The organism is Panacagrimonas perspica (assembly GCF_004364935.1).
In the GTDB taxonomy this organism is placed as follows: Bacteria; Pseudomonadota; Gammaproteobacteria; order Nevskiales; family Nevskiaceae; genus Panacagrimonas; species Panacagrimonas perspica.
The window spans coordinates 1,009,798-1,030,440 of sequence record NZ_SOBT01000009.1; the positions used below are offsets into that span (position 1 = coordinate 1,009,798).

Annotated in this window: 22 protein-coding genes; 16 read left to right on the forward strand and 6 right to left on the reverse strand. The window is 64.1% G+C overall.

The features are described 5' to 3' along the window. Positions 1 to 106: 106 nt before the first annotated feature. The 3 genes from DFR24_RS16030 to DFR24_RS16040 form a co-directional block, all read right to left on the reverse strand. Positions 107 to 1,543 carry a DHA2 family efflux MFS transporter permease subunit gene (locus DFR24_RS16030; protein WP_133882388.1) on the reverse strand — a complete coding sequence of 479 codons (1,437 nt, stop codon included), beginning with the start codon at positions 1,541 to 1,543 and terminating at the stop codon, positions 107 to 109. Beyond that, complete coding sequence (locus DFR24_RS16035) at positions 1,540 to 2,247, reverse strand: SDR family oxidoreductase (RefSeq protein WP_133882389.1); 708 nt, start codon at positions 2,245 to 2,247, stop codon at positions 1,540 to 1,542. Before DFR24_RS16035 ends, DFR24_RS16030 begins: the two co-directional genes overlap by 4 nt. Positions 2,248 to 2,311: 64 nt before the next feature. Continuing rightward, positions 2,312 to 2,914 (reverse strand): TetR/AcrR family transcriptional regulator, encoded by a 603-nt coding sequence (locus DFR24_RS16040; RefSeq protein WP_133882390.1) that lies wholly within the window; start codon positions 2,912 to 2,914, stop codon positions 2,312 to 2,314. Positions 2,915 to 3,214: 300 nt separating this feature from the next. On the opposite strand from DFR24_RS16040, the gene DFR24_RS16045 reads away from it, so the two are divergent. The 13 genes from DFR24_RS16045 (at position 3,215) to DFR24_RS16105 (ending at position 13,786) form a co-directional block, all read left to right on the forward strand. Then, positions 3,215 to 4,207 (forward strand): type 1 glutamine amidotransferase family protein, encoded by a 993-nt coding sequence (locus tag DFR24_RS16045; RefSeq protein ID WP_133882391.1) that lies wholly within the window; start codon positions 3,215 to 3,217, stop codon positions 4,205 to 4,207. A gap of 20 nt (positions 4,208 to 4,227) precedes the next feature. Then, positions 4,228 to 4,629 (forward strand): nuclear transport factor 2 family protein, encoded by a 402-nt coding sequence (locus tag DFR24_RS16050; RefSeq protein ID WP_162851250.1) that lies wholly within the window; start codon positions 4,228 to 4,230, stop codon positions 4,627 to 4,629. A gap of 71 nt (positions 4,630 to 4,700) precedes the next feature. Then, positions 4,701 to 5,075, forward strand: coding sequence for a hypothetical protein (locus DFR24_RS16055; protein ID WP_246051674.1), 375 nt, complete (start codon positions 4,701 to 4,703; stop codon positions 5,073 to 5,075). 28 nt (positions 5,076 to 5,103) lie between these two features. Then, positions 5,104 to 6,618 carry a ferritin family protein gene (locus tag DFR24_RS16060; RefSeq protein ID WP_133882394.1) on the forward strand — a complete coding sequence of 505 codons (1,515 nt, stop codon included), beginning with the start codon at positions 5,104 to 5,106 and terminating at the stop codon, positions 6,616 to 6,618. Positions 6,619 to 6,665: 47 nt separating this feature from the next. Continuing rightward, positions 6,666 to 6,926 carry a toluene-4-monooxygenase system B family protein gene (locus DFR24_RS16065; protein ID WP_133882395.1) on the forward strand — a complete coding sequence of 87 codons (261 nt, stop codon included), beginning with the start codon at positions 6,666 to 6,668 and terminating at the stop codon, positions 6,924 to 6,926. Between the two features lie 4 nt (positions 6,927 to 6,930). Beyond that, positions 6,931 to 7,443: a hypothetical protein gene (locus DFR24_RS16070; protein ID WP_133882396.1), complete on the forward strand. Its 513-nt coding sequence runs from the start codon at positions 6,931 to 6,933 to the stop codon at positions 7,441 to 7,443. Positions 7,444 to 7,507: 64 nt separating this feature from the next. Further along, positions 7,508 to 7,810 carry an MmoB/DmpM family protein gene (locus DFR24_RS16075; protein ID WP_133882397.1) on the forward strand — a complete coding sequence of 101 codons (303 nt, stop codon included), beginning with the start codon at positions 7,508 to 7,510 and terminating at the stop codon, positions 7,808 to 7,810. Positions 7,811 to 7,859: 49 nt separating this feature from the next. Further along, positions 7,860 to 8,903 carry a ferritin family protein gene (locus DFR24_RS16080; protein WP_133882398.1) on the forward strand — a complete coding sequence of 348 codons (1,044 nt, stop codon included), beginning with the start codon at positions 7,860 to 7,862 and terminating at the stop codon, positions 8,901 to 8,903. After that, entirely contained in the window at positions 8,903 to 9,934 is a 1,032-nt protein-coding gene (locus DFR24_RS16085; protein WP_133882399.1) for an AraC family transcriptional regulator, read from the forward strand. Before DFR24_RS16080 ends, DFR24_RS16085 begins: the two co-directional genes overlap by 1 nt. Further along, entirely contained in the window at positions 9,931 to 10,296 is a 366-nt protein-coding gene (locus DFR24_RS16090; RefSeq protein WP_133882400.1) for a Rieske (2Fe-2S) protein, read from the forward strand. The genes DFR24_RS16085 and DFR24_RS16090 overlap by 4 nt, the downstream gene beginning before the upstream one ends. Positions 10,297 to 10,317: 21 nt before the next feature. Next, positions 10,318 to 11,544, forward strand: coding sequence for an NAD(P)/FAD-dependent oxidoreductase (locus tag DFR24_RS16095; protein WP_133882401.1), 1,227 nt, complete (start codon positions 10,318 to 10,320; stop codon positions 11,542 to 11,544). 256 nt (positions 11,545 to 11,800) lie between these two features. After that, on the forward strand, positions 11,801 to 13,180 hold the full coding sequence (locus tag DFR24_RS16100) for a DUF1329 domain-containing protein (protein ID WP_133882402.1): 1,380 nt from the start codon (positions 11,801 to 11,803) through the stop codon (positions 13,178 to 13,180). 135 nt (positions 13,181 to 13,315) lie between these two features. Then, on the forward strand, positions 13,316 to 13,786 hold the full coding sequence (locus DFR24_RS16105; RefSeq protein WP_133882403.1) for a tautomerase family protein: 471 nt from the start codon (positions 13,316 to 13,318) through the stop codon (positions 13,784 to 13,786). 54 nt (positions 13,787 to 13,840) lie between these two features. Here the strand turns inward: DFR24_RS16105 and DFR24_RS16110 are convergent, their stop codons facing one another. Further along, positions 13,841 to 14,437 (reverse strand): TetR/AcrR family transcriptional regulator, encoded by a 597-nt coding sequence (locus tag DFR24_RS16110; protein WP_162851252.1) that lies wholly within the window; start codon positions 14,435 to 14,437, stop codon positions 13,841 to 13,843. A gap of 396 nt (positions 14,438 to 14,833) precedes the next feature. On the opposite strand from DFR24_RS16110, the gene DFR24_RS16115 reads away from it, so the two are divergent. From DFR24_RS16115 to DFR24_RS16125, 3 genes are all read left to right on the forward strand, one after another. Further along, a complete protein-coding gene (locus DFR24_RS16115) occupies positions 14,834 to 16,864 on the forward strand; it encodes a DUF1302 family protein (RefSeq protein ID WP_133882405.1) in 2,031 nt (676 codons plus the stop codon). A 123-nt stretch (positions 16,865 to 16,987) separates the two neighbouring features. Further along, positions 16,988 to 18,379: a DUF1329 domain-containing protein gene (locus DFR24_RS16120; protein ID WP_133882406.1), complete on the forward strand. Its 1,392-nt coding sequence runs from the start codon at positions 16,988 to 16,990 to the stop codon at positions 18,377 to 18,379. After that, a complete protein-coding gene (locus DFR24_RS16125) occupies positions 18,376 to 19,416 on the forward strand; it encodes an NADP-dependent oxidoreductase (protein ID WP_133882407.1) in 1,041 nt (346 codons plus the stop codon). Before DFR24_RS16120 ends, DFR24_RS16125 begins: the two co-directional genes overlap by 4 nt. Before the next feature lie 13 nt (positions 19,417 to 19,429). Here the strand turns inward: DFR24_RS16125 and DFR24_RS16130 are convergent, their stop codons facing one another. Together DFR24_RS16130 and DFR24_RS16135 are read right to left on the reverse strand one after the other, a co-directional pair. After that, positions 19,430 to 20,119, reverse strand: a complete 690-nt coding sequence (locus DFR24_RS16130; protein ID WP_133882408.1) for a hypothetical protein — start codon at positions 20,117 to 20,119, stop codon at positions 19,430 to 19,432. 53 nt (positions 20,120 to 20,172) lie between these two features. Next, positions 20,173 to 20,643, reverse strand: a complete 471-nt coding sequence (locus DFR24_RS16135) for a hypothetical protein (RefSeq protein WP_133882409.1) — start codon at positions 20,641 to 20,643, stop codon at positions 20,173 to 20,175.

Below are 20,643 nucleotides of genomic sequence, written 5' to 3' on the forward strand. Positions count from 1 at the left end.
CTGATCACATTCTTTCCCCCACCCCGGCAAGGATATCGGATTCGATGCGCTTCTCCGCCGTATCGCAGTTCCGTCAACATTAGGACGAAATATGGGATGTGGGGAATCAGGTTTTTGCCGCAGCGACCGCGGTGCTCGCCGGTGCTGCACGCGGACTTTGCTGCAGGCCCAGGCAGAGCAGTCCGACCAGCAGGGCAAGCGCAACGTGGCTTGCGTACGTGACCGAAAAGTCCGCACGCGACAATTGCTCGTTGCCGAGCAGCACGATCGTGACAGCGACGCCGACCGTGCCGCCGATCTGCCGCAACGCCTGGTTGAAGCCGTTGCCCACCCCGTAATGGACCGGTGCGAGGTTCGCGACCGTTGCGCCCGACAGCGACGGCATGATCATTCCGACACCTATCCCGCTGACGATCAGACCGGGCAGCCAGGCGGTCGCGTAGTGAGGCTCGGTGCCGGGAACCAGCATGAACCAGACGCCGCTCGCGGCGTAGACCATCGATCCGGTCAGGAGGATTCGCCTGTGCCCGAATCGGCCGGCCAGCTTGCCGACGGCGATCGCCGTCGGAATGACGGTCAGCGGTCCGGGCATGATCGCCATTCCCGCGCGCGGCAGGCTGAATCCCCAGATGTTCGTCATGTAGAAGAAGAAGGCGAAGAACATCATCGAGAAAGCGACGCCGAACACGAACGTCGCCATGTTCGCGAACCGGTAGTTCGCGTCGCGGAACAGCTCCGGCGGGACGAGGGGTTCCTTCGACATCCGCATCCACACGACGAAGGCCGCGAGCGCGGTCCCGCCGACGATCGCGGCGAAGGCGATCTCCTGGGAGCTCCAGTCGGGCGAACCGTGCTGAACGATGGCCGTGAGAACGGCGCCGACGCCGACGATCATCGTCGCCATACCCGTCCAATCCAGCGGGCGTTTCACCGCAGGCTTCGAAGATTCCGCCAGCGTCCGCTGCGCTCTCCAGAAGCAGTACGCGCCAAGCGGTAGGTTCAAGTAGAACGCCCACGACCATCCCATCGTGTCGACGATCAACGCGCCCAGGCCCGGGCCGGTGGCGGCGGCCAGCGCACCGACCGCGCCCCAGGCGCTCACGGCCAGCGCCCGGTGCGAGAGCGGGAAAGCGTCGAGGACCAGCGAGAAGGACGACGGCGTCAACAGCGCTGCGCCGACCGCCTGGAGGATGCGGGCAGCGACGAGAAGTTCGACCGTCGTCGACAGTCCGCACGCGGCCGATGCGGCCAGGAAGACGCCGACGCCGATCAGGAAGATCATCTTTCGGCCCAGGCGGTCGGCCAATCCCCCTGCGGGGATCAGCATCGCAGCGAACACGACCGTGTAGGCGTTGAGTACCCAGGACAGGTCGGCGGCCGAAGCATCGGGAAAACCTTGGCGCAGCGCGCCGAACGCCGCGAAGAGGACCGTGCTGTCCAACGAAACCAGGAAGACCGCGATGCTGGCGATCCGGAATACGGACCATCCGCGCTTCACCGCGATCTCGGCGTCGGCTCCAGATGTCGGCGCGCCGACGTTCATGCCTGCAGGCCGGTCAGGTAGAGTGGTTTGGCCGTCGACATCGATGCCTTCACGTTTTTCGAGATCTCGTCGACGAGAACCTCGTCGAGGCCCGCGGCGAGTCCGTCGTAAGTCGCGATCGCCACCTGTCGCGGCGCAACCTTCTCGCTGTCGATGCCCTTCGTGAGATCGGTATCGACGAAGCCGACGTGCACGCCCACGACCCGGGTCTTCTGCGCGGCAAGTTCGAGCCGCTGCGAGTTGGTCAACGCCCATGCGGCGGACTTGGTCGCCCCGTACACGCCGAGGAACGGGAGGGTGAACCAACTGACCACCGACAGCACGTTGACGATCGCGCCGCCTCCGTTGGCGGCGAGGATCGGGGCGAACTCCTGCGCCAAGCGCAACGGGCCGTAGAAATTGATCTCGAACTGCTGGCGCGCCGCTTCCGCCGCGTTGTCGGCCATGAACCCGCCGAGCTGCGCGACGCCCGCGTTGTTCACCAGGATCGTAACGTCCTTGCACAGCGCGGCCGCCGCGGCGATCGTCTCGGGACGTGTGACATCGAGGCGGATCGGAACGACGCCCGCAATGTCGACCGACGCGGGATCGCGAGCGGCCGCATACACCTTCTTCGCGCCGCGTGCGACCGCCTCGGCGGCGTACGCCTTGCCGATGCCGCGATTGGCGCCGGTAATCAGTACGACGGAATCCTTGACCTGCATGACGAGCTCCATGTGACGGAAAACGGGTAGGGATGCCGCGGACTCCGGTGTGGCCCGGAATCCGTCAGCGGAGAGCGGCGCTCTCCAGTCGGGACAGCAGCATTCGGCGGTGTGTGGCCAGCGTCGCGCGGGCCTGCGCGGGGTCCGAGATCGCGCGGGCCATCTGAAGGGAACCGATCAGAGTCGCCGCGATGGAGCGGGCTTCGTTCCGGGAGCTGCCGGCGGGGAGATGTTCTCCGACCAGTTCGACGAAGCGGCACAACCGACGCTCCGTAGCGTCGCGGATCTCGGGCGCCTGTCTGCCCGCTTCGCCGATCAGCGCGGCGACGGGGCATCCGGTCTCGACGCCGGCCAGATGCGCATCCGACAGATAGGTTTCGACGAGCGCTTCGGCGGGCGCGGCGCCCCCTTCGATCCGCTTGGCGACGCCGCGGCGGACGGCCTCGAGACTCTGAAGGCCGGCACGGTCGATCGATTCCGCGACCAGGGCGTCCCGCGTCGGAAAGTGCGCGTAGAAGCCGCCGTGCGTGAGTCCGACCGAACCCATCACAGCTCCGACGCTCACGCCGTCGCAGCCGGCACGTCGGACCAGCTTCGACGTCGCATCCAGAACTTTCTCGCGTGTCGCCTGCTTTTTCCCTTCGGGGCCGTAGATTCTGCTCGTCATATGATGATCATCATATTAAAGGCGCGCGCCGTCAATACCGCAACGCGAACGAGCGGTGGAACCGCAAAAAAAGGCCGACGAACGCGCATGTATGAGCGCAATCGATGAGTTCGATACACGCGGCTTATGGCGCCGAGAACACAATCGAATCGCGACGAATACTCGCAGGATCGGGCGTAGGCGCACGCGGATGCGCTGCCTACGATCTCCGCACATCGAGACGGTTCGCGACCGCAATACGCGAATCGCGAGGCGGGGCGTCGACACGACGCCCGCGCGCGACGAGGAGAACAAAGAAAGATGAAGTCGTACCTGTTGGTCGTTGCGGAGCCGAAGATCGGCTCAGGCGAAAAGCCGAACCCGGCACAAGGATGCTGGGCGTCCGAAGCGGCGTGCGCGGTCGAGGAGACGGCGCGCGCGTCGGCGACGCTTCGGATCGCGACGGCGTCCGGCACCAGGCCCGCCGTTTCTCGCTTGAGTCTCGAGCCGCGCTTCCACTACGAACTCGCCGATCTCGCTTTCGCCGCGGCGATCGCACGTCCGAGCGCACGGCACCCCGAGTCGTCGAGCCTGTCGCTGGTCGACCTCACCGAGCGCGCATTCGTTTGTGCGAGGAATCTCGCCTCCGCGCTTCGGGCGCGCGGCGAAACGCAGGACAAGATTCTCGAGGCGCTCGAGCGCGCGGCGCGCGCGGCGTTGAAGGAGCGCGCCGGATTCGACGCTGCTGCCGCGGCGCAGCCCGCGGTCGCCGCCCGACTCGGCGTAGCCGATGTGGCGGAGGCGCTGGACGCCGCCGTGCGCGGCGCTCGCGAGCGGGGATCCGCGGTGATGCGTGTCCTCGAGCCGGCGTTTGCAACGGTGCTCGCGCTCCGAGACGTCGACCTGAGGACCGTCGACGGTTTGATCGTCGCCGGCGCCCCGGCTAACGACGCGGGCACGGATCCGGACGTCGCCGATGCGATCGGTCGGGCGCACGCGCTGGGCAAGCCCATCGCCCTGCTGTCGTACGGCGCGGCCGCTGCTCTCGAAGCGGGACGGCTCGGCGACGGCCGCTGGCTCTTCGACGGATACGTGGCGACTGGACCCTCGGCCGACGAGCGCGACCAAGTGCGCGAGGCGATGTCCATCGACGTCGCCGACACCGAAACGCTGCTGAAAAACCGCGGCGCGGTGGTCGCCACCGCTGCGCCTTGGACGCCGAATGTGCGGATCGACCGGAACCTGATTTCGACGCAGAACTATCTGTCGGCGTCGGCCGCCGTGTCGCGACTTCTGGGAAGGGCAAGCCGATGAGCCGCAATCGCGAAACACCGTTGGACAAGCTGCTGTCCGCCGTTCAGGCCGGATCGGTCGAGGGTGCGCTCGCCTACCTGGCACCCGACGCCCGCGTGCGCGGATCTTCCGAGAAACAGGACACGGAACGTCCGCTTGCCGCATTCCTGCGCGAGCTCATTGCAGGCAATCCGGCGCTCGTCGTGCGGATTCGCCGATCGTTCCGGGGCGGGACGCGCGGCGTCGCCCAGGTGACGCTCGACGGATTGCAGTCGCTTCCCGGATCCGACGCCGCCAATGTCGCCGGAATGTGGATCGACCAGGCGTGGGTGGCGGTCGACCGCGACGGGAGGATCGAGACCCTCGAACTGCACTGGTGCCGGGAGCAATGGGCGCGGCGGCGCGAGGTACATGTCCACGGACCGGCGGCGGAGGCGGCATGAGCGTCAACACGAATGCGGATCGAATCGCACGAGACTTTTTCGCGGCTTTCCGAAGCGGGGATGTTCGATCGATGACCTCGCTCTGCGACGAACGCGCCACGATCCGGCACGTCGCGGGAGACTTTCCGCGCACGCAACGGTTCGAGCGCAGCGAAGGGCACGTCGTGTCGATCGGCCGGACGCTCTGGACCGAGATGCTGACGTCGTTCGAGACGCTGGAACACCGCGTGCTGTGGGTCGAATCGGACGCGGACGGCAACTGCGCGTGCTCCGTCGAGATGAAAGGCGTCCAGACCCGCCCGTACGCGGGCATCCCGTCGCGCGGCGGCCGCATGGACCTGCCGGTCCTGTACCTCTTCAAGCACAACGACGCCGGAAAGATCTCCGAGATCGCGGCGTACTGGGACGGACGCGAAATGCGCCGTCAGCTCGCCGCCGTCGCCTGACGGCACCCGAACCGAGAAGGAGAACGACGTGGCTCGACTCAAGCGCGAAGACTGGTACGACCTCTACAGGGATGTGGAGTGGACCTATTCCTACGTGGACCGCGAGGCGGTCTTTCCAGAGGCTATGGCCGGCAGCGGCACGGTTCCGGACGACGACTGGAAGGGTTGGGACGAGCCGTTCAAGGTGACGTATCCCGAGTACGTCGCTACGCAGCGCGAAAAGGAATCCGGCGCCTACGCGGTCAAGGCGGCCATGAAGCGGTCGGGCGCTTTCCAGAAGATGGACGAAGGCTGGAAGTCCGCCACCAAGATCCACTACGGCGTGACCACCGGCGCCGAGTACATGGCCGGCGTGGGCGAGCTGCGCATGGCCCGCTTCGGACTGTCGGCCGCTTGGCGCAACATGGCGGTGTTCGGGATGCTGGACGAGATCCGCCACACGCAGCTCGATCTGAACTTCGCGCACGAGTTCATCGACCGCGATCCTCAGTTCGACTGGGCGCAGCGCGCGTTCCACACGAACAATTTCGTGACCGTCTCGAATCGCGGCGTCTTCGACTCGTTGATGGCGAATCCGAGTGCCGTCGATGTCGCCATCCAGCTGCCTTTCACCTTCGAGACCGGCTTCACCAACATCTCGTTCGTGGCCATGGCCGCCAACGCGTTGGCGGCGGGGGACATCAGCTTCGCCAATATGATCTCGTCGGGTCAGACGGACGAAGCACGCCACGCGCAGCAAGGGCATCCGACCATCGAAATCCTGATGAAGCACGACCCCAAACGTGCCCAGTGGTTGGTCGACAAGTCCTTCTGGCTGTCGGCGCGTCAGTTCTGCTTCGCGCTGGGCGTCCCGATGGACTACTACGCGCCCCTGGCCGAACGGAAGGTTTCGTACAAGGAATTCATCGAGGAGTGGCTCGTCACGCAGTACATGGACACCCTCAAGGAGTTCGGGCTCCAGAAACCTTGGTACTGGCAGGAATTCCTCGACGGACTCGAAACCTGGAACCACGCGTGCCACATCGGCATCTGGTTCTTCCGTCCGGCGATGTACTGGAGACCTCAGGCAGGCGTCTCCCGGCGGGAGCGCGACTGGCTCGTGAAGAAGTACCCGAAGTGGGAAGAGCAGTTCGGCGGCATCTGGGACGTGATGATCGAAAACGTCGTCGCCGGCAAGGAAGCGCTCACGCTGCCGGCGACGCCCGGTTGGACCTGCAACTGCTGCCAGGTGCCGATCGGCACCGCGTCGGCGCCCAACGATCCGTCCTGTCCGATGGCCAACTACAGCCTGGTCCACGGCGGCGTGAAGTACCACTTCTGTTCGAAGCCGTGCCGCCAGATCTGGTGGCAGGACCGCGACATGCTCAATCAGAAGACGGTCGTCGAGAGGATCGCGACCGGCGGGCTGGGTCCCGAGCCGCCGACCGTCGAACGCATCCTCGAATTCATGGGGATGGACCCGGCGAGCCGCGGAACCGACGCCTACGACTACCGGTGGGCCTCGGAGTACGGAAGGCCTTCGCCCCTGGGTCGTGCGGCCTGACGCCGCATCGCATCCGTCCCCCGAGACCGAATCCGAGGAGCCCGCGCATGGCGCAGCCCGAAGCAATACCCGTGAACGCGATATTCGAAGGCGACTGCATGTCGCTGCTCGTGGTCCTGCTCGGCGGCGAGACCGTCGCCGAGGCCGCGGCGAAGGTCGCTTCGCACGTGGTGGGCATTCGCGTCCGCCCGCGCGACGCCCGGCTGATCGTCGCGGATTCGTCGGGGCGGGACGTCGCGGACTCGCTGACGGTGAAGGCCGCGGGCATCTCTCCGATGGACGCGATCCGTGTCCGGTACGCGGAGTAGGACGATGGCACCGACGATCTCGGATATCGACGCGCGTGCGGAACGGCTTCAGGACGTCATGCAGGGGCACGCCGCCCTCGGCGTGTTCGTCGGCCTGGTCGGCGGATGGCTGTTCGCGTTCGCGCAGATGCAGGAGGTCAACCTGTGGCCGTTCTTCGCGTTCGAGGTGCACATCCCGGGCGACGCGCGCGGATGGGCCGGCGCGCACGTGGGCCCGATTCTGAACGGGATGTTGTGCGCGTTCGGCGCGGCAGTCGTTCCCAAGCTCGACGGAAAATTCCGTGCGGCGATCGCCTGGACGCTGATCGCCACCGTGTGGCTGAACATCGTCTTCTACTTCTGCGTCCCGTTCGGAAACGTGCACTGCATGACCGGGGGCTACTCGAAGACCTTCGGCGCGACGGGAAACGTGTTCGACGCGGTCGGCTACTGGGCGGCGGTGTCGGTGGCGCCCTTCACGATGGCGTCGACGATCCTGATCGCCGCCGCACTTCTGCGCCCGCGCCGGTCGGCCTGACGGCCCGCCGCGACACGGTCGTTCCACTTCGCGGCTTGTCGCCGCGGAACTTTGCGGAGCCGATATGGCAGATCCGAATGAAACGCTGGTGGGTCCCGTCCTGCGGATGTCCGAAGAGGTCGAACGCATCGTCGACGCGATCATCGAGGACAACCCGGACGAGGACGTCGAAGTTCTCGACCGCGGCGCGTACGTCCGCGTGCATTGTCACGGCTACATGAAGGTCACCCGCGCCGCCATCGAGCGCAACGTCGGTCGCGCATATCCGATGCGGCTGCTCGAAACGATGATGTCCTCGTGGGCCGGACGCATCCACGTGGGCACCGACATGATCGAGTGGCGGCTCAAGGGCCGCGACGCGGCATGACGACCCGACAACACCCTACGAACACACGATCCGGAAAACGGGAGCGCGCATGAACGGCACCAGTCCCACTCGACCGACGAAGAAACTGCGTGCCTGGAGCATGCTCGGAAATCTCGGGCGCGTTCCGACCGAATACGAGGTCGGATCGCACGATCTGAATCCATCCACGCGACGCAACCGCGAGTCGCCGCTCGAGCTCAATCCGTCGTCGCCCGTGAACACCTGGTTCACGACGTACCGCGACCGCTCGGAAGTTCAGGCGGACGATTGGCAGAAATTCCGGGATCCGGACGAGATGACGTACCGGAAGTACGTCACGGTGCAGGAAGAGGAAGAAGCGTTCCTCAACGGCGCGATGGATGAGTACTCCGACGCGGGACACGACGCACGGCTCGGAGCGGACTGGATCGGATATCTCGCCGCGGCGTTCGTGCCGACGCGTTACCTGACCCACGGCATCCAGATGGTGCAGATGTACATCGCGGGCATGGCGCCCTCGTCCTACATCACCTATTGCGCGTCGTTCGCCGCGGGCGACCTGCTGCGGCGCGGTTCGCTCGCTGCCTACCGGACGCGTCAGATGCAGATCGCCTGCCCGTCCGTCGCGGCCTTGGCGGAGGGGCGCCGGACCTGGGAGACGCGTCCGGAGTGGCAAGGCCTGCGCAAGCTGGTCGAGCGCTCGTTCGTGGCGTACGACTGGGCCGAGGCCTTCGTCGTCTCCAACACGGTGATCCGGCCGCTGGTCGACGAAATGCTGGTCGAGCGTCTGGGCGCGATCGCAAGAGCCAACGGCGACGAACTCACGTGGATGCTCCTGAAGAATCTCTCGAAGGATTCCGAACGGGCGATGCGTTGGACCGAGGCCTTGGCTAAGTACGCGGTCGCACAAAATCCCGCCAACCGGGTTGCGTTCGAGCGCTGGCACGCGGAGTGGTCCGAGCGCGCCTCGGACGCCGTGCGCGGACTCGCCGAGCTGCTGGGATCGGATCCGGCCGGCTCGGCCGATCGCGCTTCGCTCGAGAAGGCGGGATTCGAGGCGATTGCGCGAACGCGCGCCGCATTCGGCGGATCGGACGCCCGGCCCGCCGCGTAATGACGCTCGGCGCAGCCGCGTTCGTGCCTTTGTCGGCGTATCCGCCGTCGGATCCGGACGCGCTCGACCGTCGCCGGGGCGAGGCCGCGCTGAAGAAGGCGATCGAGCAGGTGTGTCCGGCGGACGGATCGGCCGAACTGGCGGCCGGGAGCCTGCTCGCGCTGCGGTCGTCGCGCGTCGCCGAGCCGCACCGGCGCGCGCCGTCGTCGTCGCTCGCCGTGGTGTGCGTCGTGTCGGGAAGAAGCGTGGTCAACGTGGCGGGCGCTTCGGCGACCGTCGCGGCGGGCCAGTACGCGATCCGCGAGGACGATCCGGGAATCGAACTCGTCGAGCCGTTCTCGGGCGCACCCTTCGTAGGCGTCGTCCTGGAGATGTCGGCCTCGACGATGGCCGAAGTGCTGGTCGGCGGGGACCCGAAGGATGCGCCCGAGGACATGTCGTCGCGGGGACCGGCGTCCGCACCCGGCGTCTACGATCTGACGCCCGGAATCGCCGACGCGTTCCGGCGTCTGATCGACGCCCAGGCCGACGGATCCGAACGGCGGGTGCTGGGAGCGCTCTTTCTCAAGGAGATCGCGTTCCGGCTGTACCGCCGACACCCGGACTTGGTGCGCGGCAAGGCGCTCTACGAACGCCAAGCGAAGAAAGTGACGGCCGCGATCAAGATCATGCAGGCCGAGCTGCACCGGCCGATCCGCATTTCCCACATCGCCGAGCGCGTGGGCGCCAGCACTTCGTCGCTGGCGCACGGCTTCAAATCCGTCATGGGCGTATCGCCGCACCAGTTTCTCCGGCGCATGAGGCTCGAGCGCGCCCGCGTGATGATCGTCGGGGAAGGACTGCGGGTCAGCGAGGCGGCCCTGCGCATCGGATACGCCAGTTCTTCGCACTTCGTCGAAGAGTTCAAGCGCCAGTTCGGCGAGTGCCCCAGCGAATACCTGCGGCAGTTCCGTCGACGCCAGGAACGCGAAATCGATTTGGACCCGACCGGCAGCGGCCGGTCGGAACATCAGGATCCGGAAACGACATGACACACCCCTCGACGCCGACCGTCGGCGAATCCGCAGCCGCCGGCACCTGGCTCGACGCCGGTGCGGCGGACGAAGTCTGGCAAGGCGAAATGGTCGGCGTATCGGTCGGCGGAGCCGAGGTGCTCCTGCTCGGACTCGACGGCGGCGTGCGCGCCTACGAGGACAAGTGTCCGCACAACGGCGGGCTGCTGAGCAAAGGCGAGTTCTGCGACGGCGTGGTGGTGTGTACGCGCCACCAGTGGGAATTCTGCGCCCGTACCGGCGTCGGTCTGAATCCGGCCGACACCAAGCTCAAGGAGATCCCGATCCGCGTGGTGTCGGGCCGAATCGAAGTGCTCGTCGAGGACGGCGCGGCCCGCTGACGGCGCGCGGAGGAACCCGGGATGTCGAAGAAAACGTTCGTGATCGTCGGAGCCGGCCAGGCCGGAGGTCAGGCCGTGCAGACGCTGCTGTCGGAAGGATTCGACGGACGCATCGTCGTGGTCGGAGACGAGCGCCACGTGCCCTACGAGCGCCCGGCACTTTCGAAGGAAGTGCTTCTGCACGGCGAGCCGCAGAGCGCGTCGGCGCTGATGCTTCCCGCGGCCTTCTACGAGGACAAAGGTGTCGAATTGCGGCTGAGCTGCCGCGCGTCGGCGATCGACCGCGAGCACAAGCGGGTGGTGCTCGGCGGCGGCGGAATCGGATACGACAAGCTGCTGCTGGCGACGGGATCGAGGCCGCGGGCCCTGAACATCCCGGGTGCGGATCTGGACGGCGTTCGCTTTCTGCGGACCATCGACGATTCCGTCGCCCTGCACCGCTGCATGAAGGAAGGCGCCAGGGTCGTCATCGTCGGCGGAGGCTTCATCGGACTCGAAGCCGCGGCCGCCGCACGCTCGATGGGTTGCGAGGTCACGGTGCTGGAAATGCATCCGAACCTGCTGCAGCGCATCGCGGCTCCGCATCTTGGGCGACTGTACGAGGATCTGCATCGCGCCAACGGCGTGGAGATCCGCGTGAGTTCCGTTGCGATCGGAATGCTCGGCAACAGCCGCGTCGAGCACGTGATCTGCTCGGACGGAACGATGATACCCGCGGATGTCGTTCTGGTCGGCGTCGGTGTGGTGCCGAACGTCGAGCTCGCCCGCGACGCGGGCCTGAACGTCGAGGACGGCATCGTCGTCGACGAGTTCGGCCGGACTTCGGATCCGGACATTTTCGCGGCAGGCGACGTTGCGTGCCATACCAACGAATACGTCGGCCGAAGGGTGCGCCTCGAGTCGTGGGAGAACGCCCGCAACCAATCGATCGGAGCCGCCAAGGCAATGTGCGGACGCGGGACGCCGTACTGCGACGTCCCGTGGTTCTGGTCGGATCAGTTCGACGTGAACATGCAGATGCTGGGCCTTCCGGACCGCTGGGACGATGCGGTCGTACGCGGCGACCGTTCCGAGATGAAATTCACCGTCTTCTATCTTCGACAGGGACAGATCGTCGGAGCCAGCATGGTCAACCGGGGAGGCGACGTCACGCCCACGCGGAAGATGATGAGGGAACGCCGGATCGTCGATCCCAAGCTGCTGACGGATCAGGCGCATCCGCTGCGGCGCATGGCGGCGAGTGCGTGATCGCCGCACTGCAGCATGCGCGTAGCATAAGCCGAATAGTGAATTGAGATAATTCCAATCGATTGGAGTTATGCGAACGGCGGGCCTAAGATCCTTGCGCCGTGCGTGCGAACTCGTTGCTCCGCGGCATCCAACCGAAACATTCCCTCGTACGTGCTATCGGCGATGGAATGATGGATATCATTCAATAGAGTCGCCTCAACCGGCATCGCCCGTCCGGACACAACGGGGCATTAGTGCGACACAGGAGAAACCAATGCGTATCAGGAAATACGACTTCGACTACGGTCGTCGTGCCCTGCTGGAGAAGACGGCCAAAGGTGCCGCAGCAGCGGGCATCTTCGCGCCGGTTTGGCCGATGATTGCGAACGCGAGCGACGTCAGCAAGGCGTACCCCGACGAGCTCATGTCGATCGAGATGTTCACGAAGGGCAAGATCAAGACGGGCGATACGATCTCGGCCTCGAACGTCGAGGATGCGAAGGAACTGCTCGATCCTTTCACCTACAACCAGATCAAGAACCAAGGCCGCCTGATCAAGATCCGCCCCTCGGAGCGCGATCTGACGAAGATGTATCCGAAGAAGTGGCTCGAGGTCAGCATCAAGAACAAGGGCCAGGCGGTATTCGGTCCGGACGGAAACGTCTACACGAAGGACGGCAAGACCTGGATCGGCGGCGCGCCGTTCCCGGAACTGAAGACCGGTGCCGAAGCGCTCGCGAACATGTCCCTCTGCTGGGGCAAGCACGACTACTGCGGTCACGCGATCCGCGAGCGTTCCGTCTCCCCCGCCGGCGACGTCGACTACAAGTACGAGTTCATCAAGGTCGAGCTGCAGATCACCAACCGTCTCGACGGCACGATCTTTCAGAACAAGAAAGATCTGCTGCGCGCGCACACATTCGCGTTCGCGGCGCCGGCCGCTCAGGAAGGCACTTCCTTCCTGGACATCTGGCACTACGACCAGCGCAAGTTCAACGATCTGTACGGCTATCTGCCCGACTTCCGTCGCGTGCGCCAGTTCCCGACCAACCAGCGATTCGAGCCGCTGATCCCGGGCGTGGTGTGGCTGCTGACGGATCCGTGGGGCGCCGGAGATCCGATGCTGACCTGGGGCAACTTCAAGATCGTCGAGCGTCGGCCGATGCTCGGTCCCTTCCAGGGCAACTGGTCGGGTTCGAAGCCGAACTGGGATCACCCGACGCACGGCGGCAAGAAGGGCACGCAGTTCTTCAACGCCGAGTGGGAAATGGTGCCGGAGATGCTCGTCGTCGACTTCGAGCCGACCGGCTATCCGCGCGCTCCCGTGAGCAAGAAGCGCGCGTGGATCGATGCCCGTACCGGCAACTACTTCAACTGCGGCCGCTACGACCGCGCTGGCAATCCGTGGGTCAACTTCGAGCTCGGCTCGGGCCAGATGATCGACGGAAACACCGTGTGGAAGGACAACGAAGGCAACGTCGAGTGGTCGTGGCACTACGTCCACATCTACGACGTGCAGACGGGTCGCATCAGTCTCATCGAGTACAAGCCGACGGTCACCGGCGGCCACAAGAGCGAGCTCTTCGCCGACCCCGAGGTCATCTACAACAAGTACTGCACCCAGGAAGCCATTCAGCGCTTGGGCAAGGCGTAGGCACCGGCGTTCCGCGGCGGGGTCCGGGGGATCCCGCTGCGGAACTGTCGGATCCGACGTTCGCTCGCTCGTCTTCCGCAGCCGACGAAAGACCGAGTCCGAATCGTGTCGGCAAAACCATAACAGGAGAGTTCCATGCCGCTTTGGAAGGTGTATCACCCCGTTGGCGCGTATACCCCGCAGGAAAAGCAGGCCTTCTCGAAGGCGATCACCAAGCTGTACACCTCGATCCCGATCCCGGCGTTCTACGTCGGCGTGATCTTCCAGGAAGTGCCGGCCGATTCGTTCTACATGGGCGGCGAACCCCGCAAGGATTTCGTGCGCATCTGGATCGATCACATCGCGCGCACCCTGCCCGAGCCGGAGCAGCGCGCCTTCTGGGTGAAGTTCAGCGACGAAGCGATCGCGCCCTGGGTGAAGGACAAGGGCTTCGATTGGGAATTCCACATCGACGAGACGATGTTCGATCTGTGGTCCATCCACGGCCATCGGCCGCCGCCGTTCCAGTCCGCCGCGGAAGCGCGGTGGGTGCAGGAGAACAAGGCGACCGCGTACGACTGGAAGGAAACCATCACCCCGCCGAATCGCGGCAGGACCACGGCCTGAGCCCGACGGGTCGTCGGCCGCTCGCGGCCGACGACTCGACGCGGTGCATCCCGATCAGGACGCTTTCTTGCGTCCGCTGCCGAGCCGGCTTTTCACCTGCGAGCGGGCGTTCTTGAGGAAGTTCGCGGATTCGGGATCGGGCAGTGCCCTGGCGACGACCAACGAACCCACCATCTCCGCAAGCGCGGACTTCGTCAGAGGTGTGGCGTTGGCGCCGTGTGCCGGACGAAGCAACTTGCTCATGCGGACGACCAAGCGCTCGTACCCGTTCCTGAACTGCAGGCAGGCACCGCTCTCCATTCGGCTGAGTTCGGCGGACAGGGCCGGGATCGGACATCCCGTCTCGGGACGATCGCGATGGTCGAGCGAGAGGTAGTCGTCGACGAACGCCGCCAGCGCTTCGCCGGGATCCTTGAGACCTTCGTACGAGAGGACCGTCGCGTAGCGCTGATCGAACATGTATTCGACCGCGTGCCCGATCATGTCGTCTTTGGATTCGAAGTGCGCATAGAAGCCGCCGTGCGTGAGGCCTGCTCGCTTCATGATGTCCGCGACGCTGACGCCAGCCGTTCCGTGCTCGCGCAACGCGGTGGCGGCTTCGCGAAGCACACGCTCGCGGGTTGCCGCTTTGTGGTCGGGGGAATATCTCACGTTCTGATCTCCAATCAGCCCGCAGTATTCATGAAAGCGAAGGGAGTCGTCATGAAGGGCTTTTCCGTAGCGGATGCGAGTAAGGCATAACGCGAGTGGATGCGGTTCATAAGAACAAAGAGTTTTACTTATGTTCGACCGCTCCATAGGCTGCACGGCGTCGAATGGCGCCGTGCGCGGGATGCATCGACATCCTACAGCGCGGCGGTCGTTTCGGTACCGAGCGGCGTACGGATCGTGGAAACGGGACGAGTTCCGCATCGCATTCGGCAAAGGAATGATGAGCAACATATAAAGAAAGATGCCCAAGCCGGCTTGCTGAATCGAATGACTGGGAAGGGACGCGTCGCGCAAGAGCGAACGCGCTTAGAAAATCGAACGAACGAGGGTAGGAGAATGAGAAAAGCAATCGAGAAGCAGATCGCGACCGCAACCGCCGCCGCGATGCTCGCCGTCGTGTCCGGACCCGCCAGCGCCCTCGACGGGTGGAACTGGGCGGGTATGGATATCAAGGTGGGCGGGTTCCTTCGTCAGGAAACCGCGATCAGCACCACGGGCGACAAGAACGTCGCCAATCAGAACGGCAACGTGTTCCAGGACAGGACGGTCGAGCGCCAGGCCTATCTGCCTCCCGAGATGTCGGCCAACCTCGTGCGATGGGGAGATCTCCCGATCCCCTTCGCGGACACTGTACGTCGTTCCGACTTCGTCCCGAACGACGAGAACGACATCAATTACATGATCATGCGCGGTGAAATCGAGATGGGTATTCGCATCTCGGATCGCGTAAGTTTCAATAGCCGTCTCAGGGCGATCTACCAGCCCAATGTCTATGACGACTTTAACGGCGACAGCGTGTCTGGGTTCCAGGGCGGGATCACGGGCGGCGACTCAAAGCTGTATCACGGCCAGCCCAACTACATGCAGTACATCGTCGAAGGGGATCGGCATCCGCTCCCGCTCGAATGGAGCGGAAGAAACTATCAGGTCTACTTCCCCACATTCTTCTTTGAAGTGACGCCCGGAAACGGCACCACCGCGATCCGCATCGGCAATCAGCAGATCGCTTGGGGTCAGGCACTCTTCTTTAGAACGCTTGATGTTCCGAACGGTCTCGACCTGCGGCGCCATCTGATTCTCGACAAAGGTCTTGAGGAGTTCTCCGACAAGCGAACCCCTCAGCCGTCGATCCGAATTACCAGCCAGTTGACTGACACGCTACTCGTAGACGCATACATATCGAAATTCACCCCGACCGTCTTCGGCAACCCGAACACCGCCTACAACGTCATCCCTGTGCAGTTCACCGTGCATGACATGTACGCGAAGAACGGCCTCGATGAATGGGACAAGGTCAGCTTCGGCCTGAGGTTCAAGGGCGACTACGGTCAATTCGGCTGGCAGGCGGGAGCGGTGAGACGCTACAACCCCGATGGCGTATTCCGCTGGACCGAGTCCGGGGTCGTTAAGCCGTTTGATCAAAGTCTGGGAAGCGTGGGTTCGATCGTCAATACGACCTACGCATTGAAGTTGCCTGCGGCTGTCGGATGTCCCGGGGAGTTCGACCCGACGATCTGCCGCCTCTATGGCAGCGCCGCTGAGGCGATGTCGCACTCGCCCTTCGAAGTCGCTCCCGCAGGCGTCTACACCGCAGACGAATGGTTCTCGTACGCTGCATCAACGCGCCTGCAAGCCATTGAAGGCTTCAACGCCGCAGTCCGCGATTTCCCTGCACTGCAGGATGCGTTTCAGAGCGAAGTAGCAGACGCCACCGAACTGAGGGCGGCGCTCAATACGGACTTCATGGCGGCCGGTGGCAGCCTCCGGGGTCACCTTGCCCGCGAGTATTTCAAGGAAACAAACCTCATGCTCGGCGGAAGCTATGTGCTCGAAAGCGAGAACGAGTTTCTCAATCAGCTGATCTTCAATCTTGAGGCGCAGTACACACCGGATCGCGTCTTCACAGCGCCCGACCTTAGTAAGGGCTTCAAAGAGACAGACGAGTACATTCTCTCGTTGGTCGTCGACAAGTGGCATCGATTCTCGAATGACTTCCCGGGAACCTATCTGGTGTTCGAAATTCTTACAAAAAATAAGAGTGATCTTGTGGGGCGTCTTCTCGAAGGATTCGATGGCAGCGAAACCAAGAGCGCAGGCGGCCTGAGTGGAAACGCGAACTACTTCGTGTTCGGCATGACCCAGCCGTTCCCGAACAAAGTTTTCGAAGTTGATTTCGCATCGCTCTACGATCTTCGCGGCGGAGTCTTTCTGCAGCCACTGGTCCGGTGGAATGTTCGCGGCAACGTGACCCTTGAAGCCTTCTACAACTATGTCGACGGCGGGTTGTACGGCAATCCGAATAACAACCTCCTGTCGACGATCGACTACGCGGATGAAATCACGATCCGCGCCAGTCTCAAGTTCTAAACGAGTTCATCCCCGCGAGTCTCCTCCTTCCGGGGTTTCTTTGGCCGGTGGCGTCTTTCGGCGCCATCGGCCCTTTTCGTTGACGACGACCAAACTGTCCGGTCCTCGCCGGGAGCGTTCCGCATGCGTGTGATTCGTTACGACCGCCAGTATTCCCGCAGAAAATTCCTACGCGACTGCGCCGCCGGGATCCTCGGGACGGGCGTCCTCTGTCCGCTCGCGCAGGCGATCGCGGACACGGGCACGATCGAAAAGGCGTATCCCGAGGAACTGCTCTCGATAGAAGGGTTCACGAAGGGCCGCATCAAAACCGGTGACGTGATCGACGCCTCGAACGTCGAGCACGTCAAAGATCTGCTCGAGCCGGTCAGGTACGAGCAGCTTCTCAAGCTGGGGCGGCGCCTCAAGACGCTCCCGACGACGCGGGACGCGATGCGGCTGTCGCCGTGGGAGTACATCGAGGCGACGCTGCGCAATGCGGGAAAGGCGAAGTTCGATGCGAAAGGGAACGTCGTCAACGCCGCCGACGGCGAGCCCTGGATCGGCGGGAATCCGTTCCCCGATCCGAAGACGGGACTGGAGCTCTTCGCGGCGCAGACGCTCAACTGGGGCCGTCACGACGCGTCGACCTACGCCTTCAAGGAGTTCGAGATCTCCGGCAAGGACGGCAAGGTGCGCTTCAACTACGCCGGCGTCTGGGCCGAGTTCTCGCCCGTCGCCCGCGTGGTCCTCGAACCTAAGCCGTATTGGCCCGAGCACAAGGACAAGCTTCGGTACCAGACGGTCTGCTTCCTGTCGCCGACGTCGTTCCGCGGCACATCGTTCCTGAACATCTGGGACTACGACCACAGCACGTTCCCCAACCTGTACGGCTACGTGCCCGAGTTCCGGCGCGTGCGCCAGTTCCCGACGACCCAGCGGTTCGAGCCCCTTGTCCCAGGCTCCTCGTTGTACCTGTCGGACGCGTGGGCCGCCGGTGACCCGCTGCATACCTGGGGCAACTACCGGATCGTCGGCCGGGGTCCGTTCCTCGCGGGATTGTCCGGAAACTGGAATCCGAGCCATCCGAACTGGGAATGTGGGGTACATGGAGGGGCAGCCGGCCAATCGTTCTGGGACACGTCGGTCGAACTGATTCCGGAGACGATCATCGTCGAGGCGGAACCCCTGAAGTTTCCGCGGGCACCGATCTCCAAGAAACGGGTTTGGTTCGACGCGCGGAACAACGCGGTCGTGGGAATGCTCACGTTCGATCGCCGCGGACAGCCGTACCGCTCTTTCGACGGCGCCTACGATCTGTACGAGAAAGGGTCCGATCGCCACATGGACGGAGCCCATCCCTACTGGAGCTGGGTCCACGTCACGGCGTCCGACATCCAGACCGGCGACATCACGCGCCTGAACCAAGTTCGTGTTCTCGAAGGCTCGCACCGCAGCGGTGCGAACGATCCCGACATCTACAACAAGTATCTGACCCAAGCGGCGCTCATCAAGCTCGGAGCGAGTTCGGCATGAACACACCTTTCCCGTTCCCCAATGCCGGGCGGCCTTCCAACCGACAGATCGTCCTCGGTCGGCGTCCGAACGGGACGCCGTCAGCGGACGACTTCGCGATCTGGCACGCGGAGATCCCGCACGTGCAGCCTGGCGAAGTCCTGATCCGGAATCTCTTCTTGTCCGTCGAACCCGCGATGCGGGGGTGGGTCAACATCGCAGCGAACTACGGGACGCCGGTGCCCGTTGGGGGACTGATGCCGTCCTTCGCGGTTGGCGAAGTGATCGAGTCGCGACTCGACGGCTTCGAGGTCGGCGATCACCTGATGGGGATGTTCGGGTGGCAGGAATACTGCGTCGCCGGAGCGGGCGCCATCAAGCGGAAGATCCTGGAGCGCGATCTGTCCGTGTCCCTCGCGCTGGGTATCCTGGGCGTCAACGGGATCACCGCGTACTTCGGGACCGTCGAGACCGCCAGGGCAGCACGCGGGGAGACGCTGCTGGTTTCCACAGCGGCAGGTGCCGTCGGATCCGCCGTCGGGCAGATCGCGAAGATCCTCGGTTGTCGGGTGATCGGGATCGCAGGCGGGGCAGAGAAAACCGAGTGGTGCAAGTCGCTCGGTTTCGACGTCGCGGTCGACTACAAGGCTCCGACGTTCGCCGAAGAGCTTGCGGCCGCGTGCAAAGGCGGAGTCGATGTGTTCTTCGACAACACGGCCGGACCCGTTGCTGACGAAGCGGCCAAGCATCTTTCGCGTGGAGCTCGTGTGGTCGTCTGCGGAACCTCGTCAATCGCGACTTGGGATCCGTGGCCGGTCGGTCCGCGCATCGAGCGCGCGTTGCTTGTGAAGCGCGCTTCCATGACCGGCTTCCTGGTGATGGACTACGAGGCCCGCTACCAGGAGGCGGTGGATTGGCTCGCGCCGCACGTGCGTAGCGGACGCCTCGCTTTCCGCGAAGACATCACAGACGGACTCGAATCGGCGATGCCTGCGATCGGAGAGCTCTATTCCGGCGTGAATCGGGGCAAGCGGCTGATCCGGCTCGGACGCGCCTGACCGCTCCGCGGGGTCAGTCCCACTCCACCCGGCAGGCGAGATACTCGCCGATCATGAATCGGACCCAGTCGCCCTCACCCTGACCCACAGCATATCGGTAGCGCCCGGACTGTACGACCAGCCATACGCCGTAGGCGCACGGCTTGCCCTCCATCAAGGTGATGAAGCTGCGGCTCCCGAGTTCGGGATAGAGATACTGCGGAGGAATTTCCTCGAACTCCCGACGGCGCTCGGGGGTCATCAGGTTGAACGGCGCGATGTCGACGCGAAGCGGCTCCTCGGGGCGCTGCTGCCCCAGTTCGTATGCAATGTGCCCGCGTGCCAGTTTCAGGACGACCTTTCGAAGACTCTCGCCGTCCGGCGACCATTCCGGAATGCCCGAGGAAGCGATCGACTTCGAGGACTCGATCCGTTCGGCCAAGTTCGGACGCCGCTTGAGGAGCGCCGCAATCTTGGGTCTGAACCTATCGTCCGGAACGGTGGTTCCCCTGATGACGCACTCAAGAAAGGCAGCCACGTATGCTTCGTCGTCGGAAAATCCTGCATTGCAGACCGCGCAGCAGCCGACGACCGGAAGGCTGCCCGGATAGGGTTTATCGAGCAGTACCTTCGAAGGGACGTGATCGCGAGTGTCGGCCTGTCCGTTGCAATGCGCGCACCGGTCGTCGAATCGGCTGTCCGAGAAAAGCTTTTGTGGATCCAAAGGAAAACTCCGCGCTTGGTGTTGCGGCAGAGTCGGCGCAAACGCAGACACGTTCAATCTTGTGCGCCCCGCTCGTCGTTGCCGTGATCCAAGAAATATCCCCAGCCTTGAACTCGAGCGAAATCCTGCTCGGAATATTCGGGCTGGCTCTCCGCCAGCGCTGGGGGCGTCGAGCTGCACCAAACGTCCTCGAAGGCCGCCGTCACGATGTCTTTGACCCGCGGCGAGTACTCGAAGCACTCGTACTGGCCGCTGAAAGGATGGGCAGGAAGACGGCGGTATTCTCGCAACAGATCCAGGATCTTCGCTTCAAAGGCTGTGGCGTAGACCATGAGCGTGTCCCAATACTGCACCAGCTCGATGTCGATCTCGTAATTGTGGACGGGGCTGTCGACAAAACCGGGAACGAAACGCGAGCGAACGTCGTCCACCTTGGCGGTAATGCCCACCTTGTAGAAGGCTTCGGGCGGATCCCTGCCGACAAACTTCGCGAGGTAGATCGCAGCGGTCGGACGTTGTGTCAT

Excerpts from the sequence above, each read along its gene's own strand:
- DFR24_RS16030 (WP_133882388.1), bottom strand. The coding sequence starts at position 1,543 with ATGAACGTCGGCGCGCCGACATCTGGAGCCGACGCCGAGATCGCGGTG.
- DFR24_RS16035 (WP_133882389.1), bottom strand. The coding sequence starts at position 2,247 with ATGCAGGTCAAGGATTCCGTCGTACTGATTACCGGCGCCAATCGCGGC.
- DFR24_RS16040 (WP_133882390.1), bottom strand. The coding sequence starts at position 2,914 with ATGACGAGCAGAATCTACGGCCCCGAAGGGAAAAAGCAGGCGACACGC.
- DFR24_RS16045 (WP_133882391.1), top strand. The coding sequence starts at position 3,215 with ATGAAGTCGTACCTGTTGGTCGTTGCGGAGCCGAAGATCGGCTCAGGC.
- DFR24_RS16055 (WP_246051674.1), top strand. The coding sequence starts at position 4,701 with ATGACCTCGCTCTGCGACGAACGCGCCACGATCCGGCACGTCGCGGGA.
- DFR24_RS16065 (WP_133882395.1), top strand. The coding sequence starts at position 6,666 with ATGGCGCAGCCCGAAGCAATACCCGTGAACGCGATATTCGAAGGCGAC.
- DFR24_RS16070 (WP_133882396.1), top strand. The coding sequence starts at position 6,931 with ATGGCACCGACGATCTCGGATATCGACGCGCGTGCGGAACGGCTTCAG.
- DFR24_RS16075 (WP_133882397.1), top strand. The coding sequence starts at position 7,508 with ATGGCAGATCCGAATGAAACGCTGGTGGGTCCCGTCCTGCGGATGTCC.
- DFR24_RS16080 (WP_133882398.1), top strand. The coding sequence starts at position 7,860 with ATGAACGGCACCAGTCCCACTCGACCGACGAAGAAACTGCGTGCCTGG.
- DFR24_RS16085 (WP_133882399.1), top strand. The coding sequence starts at position 8,903 with ATGACGCTCGGCGCAGCCGCGTTCGTGCCTTTGTCGGCGTATCCGCCG.
- DFR24_RS16090 (WP_133882400.1), top strand. The coding sequence starts at position 9,931 with ATGACACACCCCTCGACGCCGACCGTCGGCGAATCCGCAGCCGCCGGC.
- DFR24_RS16095 (WP_133882401.1), top strand. The coding sequence starts at position 10,318 with ATGTCGAAGAAAACGTTCGTGATCGTCGGAGCCGGCCAGGCCGGAGGT.
- DFR24_RS16100 (WP_133882402.1), top strand. The coding sequence starts at position 11,801 with ATGCGTATCAGGAAATACGACTTCGACTACGGTCGTCGTGCCCTGCTG.
- DFR24_RS16105 (WP_133882403.1), top strand. The coding sequence starts at position 13,316 with ATGCCGCTTTGGAAGGTGTATCACCCCGTTGGCGCGTATACCCCGCAG.
- DFR24_RS16115 (WP_133882405.1), top strand. The coding sequence starts at position 14,834 with ATGAGAAAAGCAATCGAGAAGCAGATCGCGACCGCAACCGCCGCCGCG.
- DFR24_RS16120 (WP_133882406.1), top strand. The coding sequence starts at position 16,988 with ATGCGTGTGATTCGTTACGACCGCCAGTATTCCCGCAGAAAATTCCTA.
- DFR24_RS16125 (WP_133882407.1), top strand. The coding sequence starts at position 18,376 with ATGAACACACCTTTCCCGTTCCCCAATGCCGGGCGGCCTTCCAACCGA.
- DFR24_RS16135 (WP_133882409.1), bottom strand. The coding sequence starts at position 20,643 with ATGACACAACGTCCGACCGCTGCGATCTACCTCGCGAAGTTTGTCGGC.